At 43.3% G+C, this 18663-nt stretch carries 17 protein-coding genes; 10 read left to right on the top strand and 7 right to left on the bottom strand.

Annotated elements, in window-relative coordinates; genetic code table 11:
* Positions 1-4 precede the first annotated feature (4 nt).
* Positions 5-814 carry a prolipoprotein diacylglyceryl transferase gene (gene lgt, locus DFP77_RS16060; RefSeq protein WP_114413243.1) on the top strand — a complete coding sequence of 270 codons (810 nt, stop codon included), beginning with the start codon at positions 5-7 and terminating at the stop codon, positions 812-814.
* A gap of 58 nt (positions 815-872) precedes the next feature.
* Here lgt and DFP77_RS16065 read toward each other — a convergent pair whose 3' ends face one another.
* Positions 873-1724 (bottom strand): thymidylate synthase, encoded by an 852-nt coding sequence (locus DFP77_RS16065; RefSeq protein ID WP_114413244.1) that lies wholly within the window; start codon positions 1722-1724, stop codon positions 873-875.
* A 163-nt stretch (positions 1725-1887) separates the two neighbouring features.
* Here DFP77_RS16065 and folA point away from each other — a divergent pair, with 163 nt between their 5' ends.
* From folA to DFP77_RS19985, 3 genes are all read left to right on the top strand, one after another.
* Positions 1888-2397: a type 3 dihydrofolate reductase gene (gene folA, locus DFP77_RS16070; protein WP_114413264.1), complete on the top strand. Its 510-nt coding sequence runs from the start codon at positions 1888-1890 to the stop codon at positions 2395-2397.
* Positions 2398-2563: 166 nt separating this feature from the next.
* Complete coding sequence (locus DFP77_RS19980; RefSeq protein WP_309477167.1) at positions 2564-2659, top strand: hypothetical protein; 96 nt, start codon at positions 2564-2566, stop codon at positions 2657-2659.
* A 17-nt stretch (positions 2660-2676) separates the two neighbouring features.
* Positions 2677-2796: a YjbQ family protein gene (locus tag DFP77_RS19985; protein ID WP_309477168.1), complete on the top strand. Its 120-nt coding sequence runs from the start codon at positions 2677-2679 to the stop codon at positions 2794-2796.
* 76 nt (positions 2797-2872) lie between these two features.
* Here DFP77_RS19985 and DFP77_RS16080 read toward each other — a convergent pair whose 3' ends face one another.
* The 3 genes from DFP77_RS16080 to ilvD all read right to left on the bottom strand — a co-directional run bounded on the left by DFP77_RS16080 (position 2873) and on the right by ilvD (position 6900).
* Positions 2873-4096 (bottom strand): sensor domain-containing diguanylate cyclase, encoded by a 1224-nt coding sequence (locus tag DFP77_RS16080; protein ID WP_114413245.1) that lies wholly within the window; start codon positions 4094-4096, stop codon positions 2873-2875.
* 22 nt (positions 4097-4118) lie between these two features.
* Positions 4119-4961 carry a 23S rRNA (adenine(2030)-N(6))-methyltransferase RlmJ gene (locus DFP77_RS16085; protein WP_114413246.1) on the bottom strand — a complete coding sequence of 281 codons (843 nt, stop codon included), beginning with the start codon at positions 4959-4961 and terminating at the stop codon, positions 4119-4121.
* A gap of 94 nt (positions 4962-5055) precedes the next feature.
* Positions 5056-6900, bottom strand: a complete 1845-nt coding sequence (ilvD, locus tag DFP77_RS16090; protein ID WP_114413247.1) for a dihydroxy-acid dehydratase — start codon at positions 6898-6900, stop codon at positions 5056-5058.
* Between the two features lie 162 nt (positions 6901-7062).
* On the opposite strand from ilvD, the gene DFP77_RS16095 reads away from it, so the two are divergent.
* On the top strand, positions 7063-8283 hold the full coding sequence (locus DFP77_RS16095) for an EAL and HDOD domain-containing protein (protein ID WP_114413248.1): 1221 nt from the start codon (positions 7063-7065) through the stop codon (positions 8281-8283).
* 539 nt (positions 8284-8822) lie between these two features.
* Here the strand turns inward: DFP77_RS16095 and fdxA are convergent.
* Both fdxA and mutS read right to left on the bottom strand, forming a co-directional pair.
* On the bottom strand, positions 8823-9146 hold the full coding sequence (gene fdxA, locus DFP77_RS16100) for a ferredoxin FdxA (protein WP_012071401.1): 324 nt from the start codon (positions 9144-9146) through the stop codon (positions 8823-8825).
* 128 nt (positions 9147-9274) lie between these two features.
* Positions 9275-11929 (bottom strand): DNA mismatch repair protein MutS, encoded by a 2655-nt coding sequence (mutS, locus tag DFP77_RS16105; RefSeq protein WP_114413249.1) that lies wholly within the window; start codon positions 11927-11929, stop codon positions 9275-9277.
* A gap of 79 nt (positions 11930-12008) precedes the next feature.
* Between mutS and DFP77_RS16110 the strand changes: the two genes are divergently transcribed.
* The 3 genes from DFP77_RS16110 to DFP77_RS16120 all read left to right on the top strand — a co-directional run bounded on the left by DFP77_RS16110 (position 12009) and on the right by DFP77_RS16120 (position 15399).
* A complete protein-coding gene (locus tag DFP77_RS16110; RefSeq protein WP_114413250.1) occupies positions 12009-12503 on the top strand; it encodes a CinA family protein in 495 nt (164 codons plus the stop codon).
* A 110-nt stretch (positions 12504-12613) separates the two neighbouring features.
* Positions 12614-13678, top strand: a complete 1065-nt coding sequence (gene recA, locus DFP77_RS16115) for a recombinase RecA (RefSeq protein WP_205115791.1) — start codon at positions 12614-12616, stop codon at positions 13676-13678.
* Between the two features lie 146 nt (positions 13679-13824).
* Entirely contained in the window at positions 13825-15399 is a 1575-nt protein-coding gene (locus DFP77_RS16120; RefSeq protein ID WP_114413251.1) for a coiled-coil domain-containing protein, read from the top strand.
* Positions 15400-15424: 25 nt separating this feature from the next.
* On the opposite strand, the gene DFP77_RS16125 is transcribed toward DFP77_RS16120, so the two are convergent.
* On the bottom strand, positions 15425-15880 hold the full coding sequence (locus DFP77_RS16125) for a regulatory protein RecX (RefSeq protein WP_114413252.1): 456 nt from the start codon (positions 15878-15880) through the stop codon (positions 15425-15427).
* Between the two features lie 195 nt (positions 15881-16075).
* On the opposite strand from DFP77_RS16125, the gene DFP77_RS16130 reads away from it, so the two are divergent.
* Both DFP77_RS16130 and alr read left to right on the top strand, forming a co-directional pair.
* Entirely contained in the window at positions 16076-17329 is a 1254-nt protein-coding gene (locus DFP77_RS16130) for a D-amino acid dehydrogenase (RefSeq protein ID WP_114413253.1), read from the top strand.
* 31 nt (positions 17330-17360) lie between these two features.
* Positions 17361-18455, top strand: a complete 1095-nt coding sequence (gene alr, locus DFP77_RS16135; RefSeq protein ID WP_114413254.1) for an alanine racemase — start codon at positions 17361-17363, stop codon at positions 18453-18455.
* The last annotated feature ends 208 nt before the right edge of the window (positions 18456-18663 follow it).

Consider the following 18663-nt stretch of genomic DNA (forward strand, 5'->3'; position numbering starts at 1 on the left):
TATTATGATTTCATACCCAGATATTGACCCTGTTGCTGTATCCATAGGGCCAATTTCCGTACATTGGTACGGCATTATGTATCTAGTTGGCTTTGCCGGAGCCTATTTTTTCGGCATGTATCGTGCAAAACGTTCTAACGGTCTTTGGACGTCTGAAATGGTTAGTGACGCAATATTTTATGGTGCACTTGGCGTTATTTTAGGAGGGCGGATTGGTTATATTTTGTTTTATCAGTTTCCTGCTTTTGTTGATAATCCAGTTATTCTGGTGCGCATTTGGGAAGGAGGTATGTCCTTCCATGGTGGATTATTAGGGGTTATTGCTGCTATGTACTTCTTTGCGCGCCGCTACAACAAGCACCTTGTTGATGTAACCGATTTTCTAGCACCGTTCGTTCCTATCGGTTTAGGTGCTGGACGATTAGGTAACTTTATTGGCGGTGAACTATGGGGTAAGCCAACAGATGTCTCTTGGGCAATGATTTTCCCTAATGATCCGTTGCAACTTGCTCGACATCCCTCGCAGTTGTATCAATTTGCACTGGAAGGTGTCGCGCTCTTTACTATTCTCTGGTTTTTCTCGCAAAGAACCAAGCCGCGTTACTGTGTCTCTGGTATGTTCCTACTCTTCTACGGCATTTTCCGAATTTTAGTCGAATTTGTCCGTGAGCCAGACATCCAAATTGGCTACCTTGCTTTTGGCTGGGTGACGCAAGGACAGCTCCTTTCTTTGCCAATGGTTATCATTGGTGCGGGCCTAATCATTGCTGGCTTCAAGCTAAATACATTTCCAAAAACGAATGTTTCAAAATAGCTAAAAGACTTAGTGTTAGATTAAAACCAGCCATAGGGCTGGTTTTTTTGTTTGCTGCTTAAACAGAGAAAGGGTAAGCGATAGGTTCGTGGAATTGGTAGCCTTCGATTTCGAAGTCGTCCATAGTGACCCAAGTTTCTATGTCTTTTAAAGATTTGATTTCTGGGTTAATTTTTAGAGTTGGCAGAGGGTAAGGCTCACGTTTCAGTTGTACGTCACGCATTAATTCTAGCTGATCTTCATAGATGTGAGCGTTCACTATCTTATGAAAAGCTTTACCTGGTTTTTTGCCAGTGATTTGCGCAACGATGGCAAGTAATACATATACTTGAACCATGTTGAAGTTTAAGCCAAGCGGCACATCACAGCTACGCTGAGTGCTGTTCAGATAAAGTGTATCACCAAGCAATGAAAAGTGATGGCTGTACATGCAAGGGCGAAGGCACGCCATGTGAAACGCGCCTGGGTGATAAAATGTGAGGATTTCCCCACGGTTATCCACGCCACGGCTTAGATCATCAACAATTTGCTTTAATAGGTCGATATGACCACCGTCTGGTTTTGGGAAGTTACGACCAATGGCGCCGTAGCAAAGCCCCATGTCATCTTCGCCTTTGCGGTAAGGGTTATTTAGCCAAACGTCGTTTTCGTTGGCATTGGCATCCCATGTTTTGGTGCCCAGCGCCCGAAAGTCCGCTGCGTTGTCGTAGCCTCTTAAATAACCGATGATTTCGGCAATAGCAGACTTCCAGTAACTTTTGCGTGTGGTAACCAGAGGGAATTCGCCTTTGCTGACATCATAGGTTAGGTCGGCATTTATAACGGTTAGACAACGTTTGCCTGTTCGCTCGTTCTTGACCCATTCACCTTCGTTGACAATGCGGTTGCAAAGATCCAAATACTGTTTCATAAAAAATGCCTTGTCTGTTTTTCCTGATGACGTTTGCTAGTTCAGGTTAAGAAATGCAATCTGGTTCGTCATGGGTATAATAAATGCCATTGATTATATCAGAAGCCTTTGCTCTTGGATTGTCAGAGCAAAGAAGAGCCAAGATTTTTACGCAGGTTGTTTTATGTTGTCACTTATTGTTGCTATGTCTACGAACCGAACCATCGGTATTAATAACTCTTTGCCTTGGCATTTGCCGAATGATCTTAAATATTTCAAACAAGCGACCATGGGAAAGCCCATTGTCATGGGACGTAAAACTTTTGAATCGATTGGCAAGCCATTGCCAGGTCGTCGCAATATTGTCATTAGTCGTGATCCGGCTTATCAAGCAGAAGGAATCGACGTGGTGACGACATTGGAAGACGCCATTTCCCTTGGCGAAGATATTTGCTTGGTCAATGGCCAAGAAGAAGTCATGGTAATAGGTGGTGCGCAAATTTATCAACTTGCGCTTGAGCGCGCAGATCGTTTGTATGTTACTCACGTTGATGCAGAAGTAAAAGGCGATGCCTTTTTCCCTGAAGTAGATTGGCCATCGTTTACTCTGATAGGTGAAGAAGCGTTTGCTGCTGAAGGACCGAATCCATACGACTACCGCTTTTCTGTTTACCAAAGAACCAGCGCAGAGTAATTCGTTATGTGGCAGCAAGTTGAAGTTCAATTGCCTGCGATGCACCGAGGTTTTCATTTGATCACCGGTCAGGTGGAAGCCGCGTTGTCAAAAATGTCGCCGGTCTCGATAGGGTTGTTGCATATAAATTTCAAACGAAAATGCTGATCCTTCGGTTCGCCGAGATATGGAAAAACATTTTTCTCATATGGTGCCAGAAGATCAGCCCTATTATGAGCATATTTATGAAGGCAGCGACGACATATCTAGGGACTGTATATAAGCAGGTTGGGGTCGTCTTTGACGATTCCGATTCGGGATAGGCAGTTATGCTTAGGGATTTGGCAAGGCATTTATTTAGGTGAGCATCGAGATCATGGCGGTGCGAGGCGGATTGTATTAACGCTACAAGGTGAATAATACGACGTAATCATATTTGGAGAAAATAAAAACGCCGCATTGAAAAATGCGGCGTTTTTATTTTAGATAGCTCTATCTAGTTAACGACAATTTGTTTACAAGAGGCTTGTCCATTTTCAACCGCTTGATTTGCGCTGAGAGCTAACTCTTCTATCGTTTCACCATCTTCTGGAAAGGCGGCTATACCAACGCAGAAGTCCAGTGGATCTGAGTTGCCTCCCAATAATACAGACAGCTCATCTTCTGTTGGGGTGATGATATGTTTTAATAGCGTCTTGGCATCTTTTACACTGGTGTTAGGTAGCAACAATAGCAGTTTATCAGGCTCTACCCGTGCCAATACATCGGCCTCGCGTATCTTTTTATAGATATAGCGAGCGGAAGTTTGAATGGCTATATTACGTGCTTCCATTGGGAGCTTGCTTAGGCGTTCATTAGCATCAAGGTTGATTTTCGCCATGGTTAACGGCGTATATTGACGCTTTGCCAGCCCCAATTGTTTTTTGAAGTGTGTCAGCGCTGCGCCGCGGGTTAATAAGCCTGTTAGTTCATCGAAGGTTGCTTGGTTGCGCAGATGTTCTTCTAATGCTTTCTGGGGGCTGATATCGACCATGAATCCAATGATTTTCTTGATGCTGCCATCTGGACCTTTGGTGTAGCTTCTACCACGTTCTTTTACCCATAGGTAACGTTGATCACTAGTCAGAATACGATATTCTACCTCGTAATAATCTTGGTTTAGAGCCACATGCTCATTGACGACGGTCGCTAATCGTTTCACATCATCTGGGTGAACAAGGGCGTGCCATTCAGTTGTAGAACGTGGTGTTTGATCCAGAGGATAGCCCAATAAGGTAGCAATGGATTTTGAACAAGAGACCAAATCTGACCCTGTTTCCCAGATCCACAACCCAGCAGAGGATTCGGTTAAGGCGAATTTTAGCAGTGTGTTTTCGGCCGCAGAAAGATCCATGTGGTCGGTGTTGTAAACACAAGCAAGCACTGTTTCTCCAAGGTGGCGCATTTCAAGTTGCATATTGACGAGCTTGTCACCAACACGAATAACGCTCTCGCAACGTTCAATATTGCCTGTTTTAATTTTATTTTGGAGTGTTTGCCAATCTTCTGCACAGACAGCATCTTCACAAAGGGATTCCCATGTGTCGGATGGTGTTGCATTGAAGTTTTCAAATAAAATTTCAAAGTTGCGATTGCTCGATAATAGTTTGCCGGAACTACTTTCTATTATAAAAGCAGGCGTTGGCATATATTTAAACGCGAGTTCGAAAGGGGTGTTCATGACGCGCTCCTATAAAGCTTGGTTATTCTGGGGTGATCCAAGTGACTTGGAAGTCAGCCTCATTATCTTCGGCGAGCAATTCACTCAAAACCGGTAAAAATTCCTTAGCTTCTTTTTCTAATGTCCAAGGTGGATTCACTATGATCATGCCGCTGCCGGCCATACCACGCTCTTGCTCTGTATTACGAATACAAAGTTCAAGTAACAGCACATTTCGAATATTAGTGGCTTTGACTGATTTTATTAGCTCGTTTGCCTGTTGGCGGTTTAGTACAGGATACCAGATTGCATAAGTGCCTTGAGGAAAGCGTTTGTAACCGTCTTCCAATGCTTGAACCACGTATTGGTAGTCTTTCTTTACCTCATAAGGTGGATCCATTAGAACGAATCCACGCTTTTGCGGTGGTGGTAACATGGCTTTAACTGCAGCGAAGCCATTGTCTTTAACCACATTGGCTTTACGCTTATTTGGAAAAAGCGCCGCTAAAAGAGGGTAATCATTTGGGTGTAGCTCACATAAGTGTAGTTTGTCTTTTTGGCGAACGTAGTAATCGACAATTTTCGGGCTGCCAGGGTAGTACTCCAACTTATCCGTTGGGTTCATATCACGGACGATGTCTAATAAATCTTCCAATGGCTCTGGAAGGTTATCTTCAGTTAACAATCGTGCGATACCTGAGTGAAATTCTTTGTTCTTTTGCGCTTGTTCAGAGTTTAGGGAATATTGACCAATGCCAGCGTGTGTATCCAAATAGAAAAAGGGCGCGTCTTTTTTTATGAAATGGCGACATATTTGACTGACCGTCAAATGTTTTAAAATATCAGCGTGGTTGCCTGCATGATAAATATGGCGATAGCTGAGCATGGTCTTTCCTGTAATGAGTTGTGTTATCGATAATGAAAAAGGCCGCAACGCCTATATTTGGCAAAGCGGCCTTTTGCTTATTACTTTTCAGATATTAGTCGATTTGACTAATATCGCGTACTGCTCCTTTGTCTGCGCTGGTTGCAAAGTGTGCATACACTTTGAGTGCAGGAGACACTTTACGAGGACGTTCTTCAACAGGTTTCCATGCTGCAGCGCCTTTTGCTTCCATCGCTGCACGACGGTGGGCCAATTCTTCGTCAGATAGCAATACGTTGATCGAACGGTTTGGAATGTCGATCAAAATACGGTCGCCATTTTCAACAAGACCAATTGCGCCGCCGGCAGCCGCTTCAGGAGAAACGTGGCCGATAGACAGGCCAGATGTACCACCAGAGAAACGACCATCTGTTAGTAGAGCACAGTCTTTACCAAGGCCTTTTGATTTGATGTAAGACGTTGGGTAAAGCATTTCTTGCATACCCGGGCCGCCTTTAGGACCTTCGTAGCGAACGATGACAATGTCACCGGCTTCTACTTTATCATCAAGAATGTTCTTAACTGCTTCGTCTTGAGATTCCGTTACGTGAGCACGTCCTTCAAACACAAGAATCGATTCGTCTACACCGGCACTTTTTACAACACAACCATCAGCCGCGATGTTGCCATAAAGTACGGCTAGGCCGCCTTCGAGGGAAAAAGCGTTTTCGATAGAACGGATGCAACCTTCTGCACGGTCACCATCTAGAGAAGGCCAGCGGGTAGATTGGCTGAAGGCGGTTTGCGTTGGGATGCCAGCAGGTCCTGCTTTGTAAAACTCGACAATCTCAGGAGTCGGTGAGCGCATAATATCCCATGTCTCTAATGCTTCGAGCATGGTTTTCGAGTGCACTGTGTGACATTGGTTGTGTAAAATGCCTGCGCGATCAAGCTCACCTAGCAAAGCAAAGATACCACCTGCACGGTGTACATCTTCAACGTGGTACTTCGGTGAGTTCGGCGCTACTTTACAAAGCTGAGGCACTTTACGAGACAAGCGGTCGATGTCTTCCATAGTGAACTCAACACCGGCTTCACGGGCAATCGCTAGTAAATGCAAGATTGTGTTGGTTGATCCGCCCATAGCGATGTCTAACGTCATGGCATTTTCAAAGGCTTCGAAGCTTGCAATTGAGCGTGGTGCCCAGTTTGCTTCATCGTTTTCGTAGAAACGTTTAGTGATGTCTACGATGCGACGGCCCGCATCTAGAAACAAACGGCGACGATCTGAGTGAGTTGCTAGTGTCGTGCCATTGCCCGGTAAACTTAGACCAAGTGCTTCGGTTAGGCAGTTCATGGAGTTGGCTGTAAACATACCAGAACAAGAACCACATGTAGGGCATGCAGAGCGCTCGTATTCAGCGACTTTTTCATCTGTTGCTGTTGGGTCAGCTGCGATAACCATAGCATCGACTAGATCAAGTTTGTTCTCAGACAGTTTGGTTTTGCCTGCTTCCATTGGGCCGCCAGACACAAAAATCACAGGAATGTTAATACGCATAGCGGCCATTAGCATTCCAGGTGTGATTTTGTCACAGTTTGAAATACAGACCATAGCATCGGCACAATGGGCATTAACCATGTATTCAACAGAATCTGCAATCAGATCACGAGATGGAAGGCTGTAAAGCATGCCGTCATGGCCCATGGCGATGCCGTCATCGACAGCGATAGTATTAAACTCCTTCGCTACACCGCCAGCGGCTTCAATTTCACGAGCAACCAGTTGACCCATGTCTTTAAGGTGTACATGACCCGGTACAAATTGAGTGAAAGAGTTGACCACCGCAATGATTGGCTTTTGAAAATCATCGTCTGTCATTCCGGTTGCACGCCACAGCGCACGAGCTCCGGCCATGTTACGGCCCGATGTAGTTGTTTTGGAGCGATATACTGGCATTGTTTTCCCCACAGATTTTTTGCTTTATTTTATTTTATATAGTTGTCTACATTTAATGCGTCCATGTTACCAAGATTATTGCCTATGCCCAATGGCAATTTTTAGGCAATATTGAGACACTGTATGAATCACCCCCGATACTTTTATTGAAATGGAAACAATATGGTTGAAAATTCACTGTCAGCTCATTCAAATATTGCATTGGCAAGACAGCCAATTGTGGATAGCCGTCTTGCTGTAATGGGTTACGAGCTTTTTTACCGCAAGAATATGATGGCGGTACAAGCAGATATCATGGATGAGGTCGGGGCGACTGCACAGGTTATTTCTGCGGGCTTATTCGAGTTTGGTATGGAAAATCTCGTTGGCTCAAGTAAGGCCTTTATTAATTTCCCAAGAGCATATTTGTTAAGCCCTAGCGGAATGCCAATAGATAAAGAAAATATTGTTATTGAAGTATTAGAAGACTCGGGCTTTGATGCCATCTTGCTAGCTTCTTTACGACGCTGGGCGAACTCTGGTTGTACAATTGCGCTGGATGATTTTGTTTTTGATAGCAAATTAACACCTTTTGTCGAACTAGCTGATTACATCAAACTAGATATTTTGACGCTGGGACATGATGGCTTTCATCAGCAGGTTGAGTTGTTGAAAGGGTTTAATGCTCACATTATTGCCGAAAAAGTCGAAACGTGGGAAGACTATCAGTTTTGTCGTTTACTGGGTGTGGAATATTTCCAAGGCTATTTCTTTGAAAAGCCTGAGTTGATATCCAGCAAAGCATCAAAAGTAAACAGTATGACGCTACTTCAGTTAATGTCTTCGCTGTTGAATACGTCAACGCTCAGCATTGATGACCTAGACAGAATTGTCAGTCAAGATGCTGGGTTAGTTCATAAGTTATTGCGATACTTAAATTCCCCTTCCACAGGTCTGGTCGCTTCTGTTGATTCTGTACGATTGGCAATTATGTTGATTGGCGCCGAAAAACTGAAATCACTGACAAACCTTTTATTAATGTCAGAAATGGTTGGTGAACGTCATGTGCTGTTAGAGCAGATACTGATTCGAGCGAAACATGCAGAATTATTCGCCCATAGCCGAGGCTATAATAATCAAGATAAGTATTTTCTAGCTGGGATGTTGTCGATGATTGATGTGTGCACCGGTATGAAACTGGATGAAGTGCTTGGTGAACTGCCTTTGCCAAATGAGTTTATTAATGCCATCGTTCATCGTTCTGGAAGAGTCGGGAATGCCCTGGACTTGGTAGAAAGCTACAGTAACGGGCATACAGTTAAAGATGCTCAAGATTTTGAGGATCTAAAATCCACGTACTTCGATGCGGTCAAGTGGGCTGATGAGTTTCTTGTTGCCATCTGATGCTGTGCTATTCAGTGCGAAAGCTAGGGGGGAGGGGTTGTAGTCCTTTTCCTACATGTCTGTAAGTGTTCCCCGTTTGTCGTGTGGCTAAAGTTAATGTTTCGCTGTAGTTATTTTTTATCTAGTTGATATAAAAGAGAAAAACAAAATTTCAGTCGTATTTATAGAATTTGATTAACTTTTAAAAACTGGTAAATTGAATCTTATCCAGACTGAATTCATGGATGAAAAGCACATGGAGTGCCATTAATGGTGTTGAGGATTGAATTCGGATGTTCAAGAGCAATGGATTGTTCAAGGGAATAAACGTGGTTTGATGGATACGCCATGAAATAAGGACAGTTTGGAAGCTTCAGGACGACGCAAACAGTGATGTTTTACTTATCGGAAGAGTTGCTTACAGGATGTTAGCAAAAAGCAGGGCTGCCAATAGGCGCCCTTTTTTTTGCCTAAAATTTATCATTTGTCCATTAGTATTAATGTTAAGTATAAAAAAAGCGACTTAAAGTCGCTTTTTTTATACTTAGTACTGCGTTAAATTAACGTTCTAAATGCTCTAATTTATCTTCAACACCATCCCATTGTGCAGCATCAGGAAGTGCGTCTTTTTTCTCGGCAATATTTGGCCAGATCAAAGACAGATCACGGTTCAACTCTACGAAGACTTCTTGGTCTTCAGGCAATTCGTCTTCAGAGAAGATGGCATTGGCTGGACATTCAGGCTCACACAATGCACAGTCGATACACTCGTCAGGATTGATTGCCAAAAAGTTAGGGCCTTCGTAGAAGCAGTCCACAGGACAAACTTCAACACAGTCAGTGTATTTGCAGCGAATGCAGTTATCGGTAACGATGAAAGCCATTCGACTTCTCCTTACAAGCTATAAAAATGATTGCGCACTATTTTAGAGGTATAGGCCATTTCGCGGCAAGCAACAATCGTCATTAGGCTAAATTTATCTGCTATTAGCTTATATCTACATCACTAATATCAAAGCTGAGATTTTAGCTTGTACAGTGCACTAATAGCCTCTAACGGCGTCATATTGTCTAAATCTAGTTCTTCAAGCGCATTTTTCAAGACGTTTTGCTCTGCCTGAGCAAACATATCGGCTTGCTGAGGTTGGTAGCCATTGTTGCTCTCCTGTATAGCACGTTCTTTGTTTTTTACTTTGGTTGAAGTTGCTGAAATAGCTGAAGTCTCCAAAGAGTGACTATCAGGGGTTATTCCTGTTACGACTTCTAGTTCTTTAAGTTTTTGTTTGGCGTGCCCAATAACATCACGAGGAACACCTGCCAGTTGTGCAACTTGTAGACCGTATGATTGGCTCGCAGGACCTTCATGAACCTTGTGCAAGAAGACGATTTCATCTTCGTACTCGGTCGCTGTTAAGTGAACGTTGGCAGCATTTTCTAGCTGGTCTGCTAGCGTAGTGAGTTCAAAGTAATGCGTTGCAAACAATACGTGGCATTTTAGCTTGTTAGCTAAATAGTCCACAGCAGCCCAAGCCAAAGATAGGCCATCAAAAGTACTGGTGCCACGTCCAACTTCATCCATAAGAACCAAGCTGTTTTTACTGGCGTTGTTTAGGATGTTTGCTGTTTCTGTCATTTCTACCATGAAGGTTGAGCGACCGCCAGCAAGGTCATCTGATGAGCCCATACGCGTAAAGATTCGATCTACTACTGAAATGGAAGCAGATTCAGCAGGCACAAAACAACCTGTATGCGCTAACAAAGTGATGAGAGCGATTTGGCGCATATAAGTGGATTTACCACCCATGTTCGGACCGGTAATCATCAGTAGTGAGCGTTTGTCATTTAGGTCGAGATCATTTGGCACGAAGGGTTCTGAAATAACCGATTCGACAACCGGGTGGCGTCCGCCAATAATCTGAATGCCACCGCGATTGTGTAATTCCGGACAGCTGAAATTAAGTATGTTAGCGCGCTCGGCGAAATTGTTTAGTACATCTAACTGTGACAGAGCTTGGCTGGTGGTTTGTAGTTCGCCTAGAACTTCATTTAATTGATCGAGAAGAGCTTCATAAAGCTCTTTTTCACGGGCAAGTGATTTGGATTTTGCACTGAGGGCTTTGTCTTCAAAGGCTTTTAATTCTGGCGTAATAAAGCGTTCAGCATTTTTTAGTGTTTGGCGACGAATGTACTCCACTGGAGCTTGGTCGGAATGCAGGCGACTGATCTCAATGTAATAACCATGAACTCGATTAAAGCCGACTTTCAATGAGCTGATTCCAGTGCGAGCTTTTTCACTGCGCTCCATTTCGGCAAGAAAGTCGGTGGCATTAGTAGATAACGCCAATAGCTCATCTAATTCTTCATCATAGCCTTTAGCAAAAATGCCGCCATCACGAACCACGGATGGTGGGTTTTCAACGAGGGCACTTGCCAGTGTCTCTGTAATGACTGGCTGGGCGATAATACGTTGATTCAGTTCTGCAAGGCGTTGTGATTGGACACTTGCTAGCAGCTGGTTAATTTCTGGTGCGGCTTCAAGGGCAAACCGTAAGCGTAATAAATCCCTAGGACGAGCAGAGCGTAAAGCAACACGAGATAAAATACGTTCCAAGTCACCGACTTTTTTCAGTGGTGTTTCAAAAGTATCGTAAGTTTGATTGTTCTTTAACTCAGCGACAACCTGTTGACGAGCCTGAATTTCGTTCAAATCACGAATGGGCGTGTGCAACCAGCGTTTTAACAAACGGCTGCCCATTGGTGTTGAGCACTTGTCCAATACCTCCACAACCGTGTTGCTTGTGCCACCAGTTAGGTTGACATCAATTTCTAAGTTGCGTCGTGTTGCGCCATCTATCAGTACAGAATCGTCTTTGTGCTCAACCATGATGGATTGAATGTGCGGCAAAGCAGATCGTTGTGTGTCTTTGGCGTATTGCAGTAAGGCACCGGCAGAAGCTATAGCTGCGGTTAACGCTTCACAACCAAAGCCAGATAAATCTTTGGTGTTGAATTGCTGAATAAGTTGGCGATAGCTGGATTCATAATCAAAATGCCAAGGGCCAAGTTCTGCAATACCTTTTTCTAGTTTTAGTGTGTCCCGTGCAGGGAAATCTTCGGAGATCAAAATCTCTCTCGGAGATAAGCGTTGCAATTCGCTAGAAAGCGCTTCGTGACCGTCCACTTCAAACAGACAAAAACGGCCGCTGGCCATGTCTAAATATGAAAAACCAAAAACATCGAGTCCTTTACGGGATTGGTGAGCAAGTGATAGTAAAAGGTTCTCGCGCTTTTCTTCAAGAAAGGCTTCGTCACTGATGGTGCCTGGTGTGACGATGCGAGCGATTTGGCGTTCAACTGGGCCTTTGCTGGTGGCTGGATCGCCAGTTTGCTCAGCAACCACAACGGACTCGCCCATGCGAACCAAGCGTGCAATGTAGTTTTCTGCTGCATGGAAGGGAATGCCAGCCATGGGAATAGGCATGCCTCCAGAATGACCGCGAGCGGTAAGTGTAATATCAAGCAGCTGAGACGCGCGTTTAGCGTCGTCGTAGAAAAGCTCGTAAAAATCTCCCATGCGATAAAATAGCAGTTGGTTCGGATGCTGTGATTTAAGGCCGAAGTACTGGCGCATCATTGGTGTATGGTTATCTGCTGGTGTTTTGCTCATCTGGGAAAGCTCGATTGTGATCCAAAAAATAGAGGGGTATTCTACGGGATATTTTCCAAGGATTTAAGGGATAATGATAATGAATCCAATGCAAAAAATGACACACGCGGCACAACAAGCTGGAGAGCTCTTACAAAAAAGAGGGCTGTTACTCGTCACGGCAGAGTCTTGCACTGGTGGCTTGATTGGCGCGGTATGCACGGAAATAGCTGGTAGCTCGGCATGGTTTTTCGGTGGTGTGATTAGTTACGCCAATGAAGCTAAAATGCGTGGTTTGTCAGTGAAAGAAGAAACCCTGTCGTCTTTTGGCGCCGTGTCTGAACAAACTGTAAAAGAGATGTGTGCTGGTGCTTTACAATTGGGCGGCGACATTTCTATTGCTGTAAGTGGTGTGGCAGGTCCTGGGGGCGGTTCACCAGAAAAGCCTGTGGGCTGTGTTTATATTGGCTGGCAACGGATTGGTGAAGAAGCCAGAGTAGAGCGATTTTTGTTTTCTGGGGATCGTCAGGCGGTAAGAGAGGGGACGGTTTTAGAGGCTCTTCGCGGTGTAAAAGAGATGCTTGAAAGAGTTTAAAAATAATACTGTTTTTATATACAGTATTTCTTGAGATTACCCAAAAAAAACGATAGAGTTACCGACAACGACAATTAGTCACAACGAAAAGTATCCACAAGGAATTCATCATGTCATCTATTGCAGACAACAAGAAAAAGGCGCTGGATGCAGCGCTGTCTCAAATCGAGCGTCAATTTGGTAAAGGTGCCATCATGAAGATGGGCGAAGGTGCCAAGCTTGATATTGATACCGTTTCTACTGGATCGTTAGGTCTGGATATTGCGCTAGGTGCTGGTGGTCTTCCTTATGGTCGTATTTGTGAAATCTACGGACCAGAGTCTTCAGGTAAAACGACATTAACATTGAGTGTCATTGCAGAAGCGCAAAAACAAGGTAAGACTTGTGCCTTTATTGATGCTGAGCACGCGCTTGACCCTTCTTATGCTGAAAAGCTGGGCGTTAATATTGCGGATCTTTTGATCTCTCAACCAGATACGGGTGAACAGGCTCTTGAGATCGTAGATATGTTGGTGCGCTCTAATAGTGTCGATGTTGTTATCGTCGATTCTGTGGCTGCCTTGGTTCCTAAGTCTGAAATTGAAGGCGAAATGGGTAGTTCTTCTGTTGGTGTTCAAGCTCGTTTGCTTTCTCAAGCGATGCGTAAATTGACTGGATCTATCAAGAATGCAAACTGCCTTGTTATCTTCATCAACCAAATCCGTATGAAGATTGGCGTAATGTTTGGTTCTCCTGAAACCACAACCGGTGGTAACGCACTTAAGTTTTACTCTTCTGTTCGTTTGGATATTCGTCGTATCGGCTCGGTGAAGCAGGGCGATGAAGTGATCGGTAATGAAACCCGCGTTAAGGTTGTGAAGAACAAGATCGCGCCACCTTTTAAACAAACTGAATTCCAGATTATGTATGGTGCTGGTATTTACCGTATGGGTGAAGTAATTGATTTGGGTGTTAAGCAAGGCTTTGTTGATAAAGCGGGTGCTTGGTACGCTTATGGCGGTAATAAAATTGGACAAGGTAAAGCCAATGCTGCGCAATATTTAGCGGATAACCCAGAAATTGCTCAAGAGATTGAAGCGAAGATTCGTGAAGATTTATTGCCTAAAAAAGCAGATGCTAAGGCAAATGTTGCTGCGAAAGAAGCCGATGAAGAAGTTGAGCAACTAGACTTCTAATTTTTTTGGTTTTTTATATTTAGAAAGCAGGCTTCGGCCTGCTTTTTTTGTTTTTGTGGGGCATGCTTTAAAAAATGTAGGTTTTATGGTTTCTTTGAGGCTAACCTTTTAAGATATTTTTCTTTGTAATTAAAGAGGCTGCTGTTATGCAAATCTGGCACTGGGGGTTGGTAATATCTAGTGTGATGCTATTTATCATCCTGCTATTTGTTGTCTACCGTTATTTTGCTTTGAAGAAAGTGCTGATGGGGTCTGATGAAGCATTGAATAGTACTGCTTATCCTTCGGATAATGACACTGTCTCCGAGGCTAAAAAAATACAATGGTTAGCATTATTAAAACAGCAACGGAATATCTGTACTGACTTACTGGATAAGTCATCAAAAGCTGACTCGCAAGGACGATCTGCTTTGTCTTGCTGGGCTATTTTTCTAGATGTCGAAATGCATATTATTGAGCGTTCTGTGCCTAATGAAAAAATAGTTATGTTATTGGGTGTTTTTAAAGGACTGCTAGATCGTGTAGATCAAGCTCAAGAAATCGATGCGCTTCTTCAATCCCTTAAGGTGAATCAATCTTTGTTGTATGAGTTAAATAAAGTTATCCAGAAAGCAGGGGATAAGGTGTTTTCTCAAGTTGGTGTAACATCTGATTTGAATAATCAGCTGGATAAATTACAAGCTGAGTTGTCTGTAGAGCCTGATTTGGATAATGATCTTGCTGCACTGCGTGCAGAAATGGCCTGTATGCATGAATTTGCTGAGCGATTGGCGATGCATTTAGAGGAGTTGAAGGGGGATGAAGAACATGCTGCCTATGTTAATGCGTTAGAAAACTTTATACATGACGTTAGCGAGTCGGTTTTTTTAGATCCAGTGAAGACTGAGTTAGATGACAAAGTTGCAGACCTTAAGGCGTTAGCGGCTTATCAAAAAAATATTATTGAAGCGCTAAAAGAAGGGGTTCATAAAGTAAAAATAGATAACGCAGGGGAAGGGAAGGATTTAAGCGCGTATGACATATCAATTGTAAGGTTGGAAAAATCGCTATTGGAAAGTGGGCGAGTCGTTAAAAGTTTAGAAGCTAAGTTGGTAAGTTTGCAAACGATTCAATACAACCTAAACATAGATGCGGCTAAGCGTGATGAGGCTTTAAAGAAAGCGACAGCATTATTGAGTCAAAGGGAGCAACCAAACTCCCAAGTGATGGATATATATGGTGTTATGGAGGAAGAGCGTAGCACCATGAAAAATATAGAAGATTTACTATATCAGGGCTCGTTCACAGAGCAATCTGATACCTATATTCATGAACAAGCTGGAAAGTTGAGTTCTTTGCGCCAAATGGTGGATGAGTCTGAATTGTATGTTGAAATGCTCGAGCGAGATTTAGAAGACGCAAGGGTGTTGCATGAAGTGCTCGAGAATAAAAGGCTCCACCCTGATGACTATACAGAGTCCGCCGTCGGTGATGAGGCTCTTTTGAATAGCCAGGATTTAGAAGAAATTGAGAACCTACAAGAAATCAATGACGAGCTGGAAGAAGAAAAAAAGCGTCTAGAAGCCGAAATATCGGATGGTCAGGCGTTGTCAGATGACGCTGTGAGATTGCAGAAAAAAATCACTGAATTAGATATAAAGATTGAGGCAGTTCAGAAAAAATATGTCGAAATGGAAGAGCGCTATTTAGCAGCCATGATGGCTAAAGAACAGAAGTTGTAGTTTCTCTGTACTAATGTTTCTGCGTCTAATAACTTTCTTTCGATGAGGTTGCATATTTTATTTGCTCGAAGTCAAAGCCTCGATATTGTAGGTAGCGTGATTGCTTGGCCCTTTCCTTGTAGTCGGTGCAATACTCTTCTCCGAACCTTCTTTCTTTAAGTTGTTTTGCTAGCTCAAACCAATCTGCATTTGAGTTCGAAATGGCTTTTTTTGCTAGTTCACTGTGAATGCCTTTTTGTATTAGCTCTTGCTGTATTCTGCTTGCGCCAAGAGGTTTATTTAGTCGACTTCTGACAAAAATTTCTGCAAAGCGAGTGTCGTTGAGATAGTTCATTTCTTCAAGACGCTCAATGGTCGTTTCAATCTCTTCTTCCTCGTGACCTCTTAATTTTAATTTTGTGGTTAATTCCTTTTTGCTGTGTTCTCTGTGACTTAGCAGTGACATGGCTTGGTCGAAAATGGATGTTTGGTGCTCTTTCATGTCTTTCTCGCTGCATATTCTGATTAAGTCGATATTTTATCAGTCAAATAAGTCTTTTACATTTAATTTGTGATCAGCTTTATTTTTTTGTTTTTATAGTTTTTTATTCTTTATATTCAAATAAAATAAGATGATAAAACTGGATATCTTGTGCAAATATAGATGATATAACTTTATCTTCTTTTGGGGTTTTTTATGCGTGTTTGCGTGTTGGGTGCAGGTGTTGTTGGTTTGACGTCAGCGTATTATTTGGTGAAAAAAGGCTTTGATGTGACCGTGATTGATCGTCAAGAGGGTGTTGCTCTTGAGACAAGCTTTGCTAATGCGGGTCAGATTTCTCCTGGTTATTCAGCACCTTGGGCGGCACCAGGTATTCCTCTTAAGGCTATTAAGTGGTTGATGCAAAAACACGCGCCGTTAAAAGTCAGTGCTGATCCAGAGCTTAAAAAAATAGCATGGATGGGCAAGATGTTAATCAATTGCACTGAAAAGGCGTATGACGTTAATAAATCTCGTATGGTGGCGTTAGCTGAATACAGCCGAGATCAATTTATTACTATGCGCAAAGATATTGGTATTAAGTACGATGACGGACAGGGTGGCTTGACTCAACTATTTCGTAAGGATGAGCAAGTCGAAGCGTCTGAAAAAGATATTAAGGTGCTAAAAGCTTTGAATGTTCCGCATCAAGTATTAACACCAGCACAAATTTTAGAGGTTGAACCAGGCCTCGCTCCGGTTATTGATAAGTTTAAAGGCGGACTTCGTTTGGTTGGCGATGAGACAGGTGACTGCTTTGTTTTTTGCCAAGAATTGAAAAAACACTGTGATGAATTAGGTGTGACATTTAAATTTGGTGTGGCGATTGAGCGCTTGGTCGTAGAAGGTGGTAAAGTACGCGCCGTTAAAACCGATCAGGGTGACTTTGAGTTTGATAATATTTTGGTTTCAATGGGCAGCTACTCAAAAGAATTGCTTTCAGATATCGATATTTCTGTTCCTGTTTATCCGGTGAAAGGGTATTCCTTAACTGTGCCTATTACAGACTCACAATTTGCTCCCGTTTCAACTGTAATGGATGAAACCTACAAAGTTGCTGTGACTCGACTTGGCGGGCGTATTCGTGCCGCAGGAACCGCAGAGCTAAACGGGTATAATCTTGATTTGCCAAAAGTTCGTACCGAAACTATTACTCATGTTGTTCATGATTTATTTGACCAAGGCTGTGATTTATCGGAAGCAGATTATTGGACAGGACTTCGTCCAATGACACCAGATGGTACGCCAGTTGTTGGGCGTACCCATATTGATGGTTTGTATTTGAATACAGGGCACGGAACATTAGGTTGGACCATGTGTTGCGGCTCTGCCGCTGTGATTGCGGATATTATCTCAGGCGATAAGACTGACATCGATTCACAGGATCTTTCTGTAAGACGTTATAAGTAATAAAAACGCTTTTAAAATTTAAGGGGCAAAAATGGCAAGGCCACTCACGGCAACGGTAGATTTGGAGGCGATCTTACAAAATTATCGTTATGCGAAAAAATTACAGCCAACTTGTAAGGCGTTTGCTGTTGTTAAAAGCAATGCCTATGGACATGGTGCGGTTGAGGTCTCTCGTTACTTGGATGAGGAGGTGGATGCTTTTGCAGTGGCAGCCATTGAAGAAGCAATCGCTTTGCGTGAGGCGGGTATTGTTTCGCCTATTTTGTTGTTGGAAGGTGTATTTGAAGGTGAAGAGTGGGCGCTGTGCGAGAAGCATGGTTTTTGGTCTGCTCTAGAGAATGCTCAGCAGCTTGATGAGTTGCAAGCTAGTCATGCAAAAATTGAAAAGATTTTCTTGAAGTTAGATTCAGGTATGCATCGTCTTGGCGTTGACAAAGAAACGGCGCCAATGTTTGTGTCTGCGTTGAAAGACAGTGGGCAAGTGGGAGAGGTGGTTTTAATGACACATTTTTCTTGTGCGGATGATTTGTCAGATCTAACGACTATGCAGCAGTTAGCTTATTTTGAGCAAGCTCGTCAATCGATTGGTGATATCGAGGCCAGTGTAGCGAACTCAGCGGCGATTATGAAATGGAGTGTGCCTGAAGGTGGTTGGATTCGCCCGGGTATCATGCTGTATGGGATTTCTCCTTTTGCTGAAGTGAGTGGTCGAGCAGTGGGCTTGCGTCCAGCGATGACTTTGTCTTCAAAAGTGATTTCGACCCGCAAACTTAAGCAAGGCGATAGAGTTGGTTATGGTCTTGGTTATGTGGCTGTTGAAGATCATGTATTGGCAACGGTCGCTGTGGGTTATGGTGACGGTTATCCTCGTCACGCAGAAAATGGCACACCGTTGCAAATTGATGGAAAACCCGCTTGCCTCGCAGGCCGTGTATCTATGGATATGATTACGGTGCGTATGCAAGATTTCGCTGCTGAGCCTGCCATGGGGCAGGAAGTAGTGCTTTGGGGTGGCGATGTGCCGGTCGAACAGGTCGCAGATTATGCAGGTACCATCGGTTATGAGTTGGTGACTAGGATGACCGCGCGACCTCATTATCGTTATATTCGCGGTGAAGGTTCTTAGTAATCCCTTTCTAAAAGCATACTGTAAAAGTAGGTTTACATCCGTAAATCCTACTCTTGCTTAAGTTATGCACAAAATAAGCGTGAAAATACGACAGTTTCTTTTGAAAACACCTATCCTTTGCGTGTACTATTTTGTGCTTTTCATTGCATCGATTAGGCATGTGTTAATCTGCCGTTCACGCAATCCAATTCGTCCAGACAATATA

The sequence above is a fragment of the Marinomonas foliarum genome (assembly GCF_003337275.1).
Classification (GTDB): domain Bacteria; phylum Pseudomonadota; class Gammaproteobacteria; order Pseudomonadales; family Marinomonadaceae; genus Marinomonas; species Marinomonas foliarum.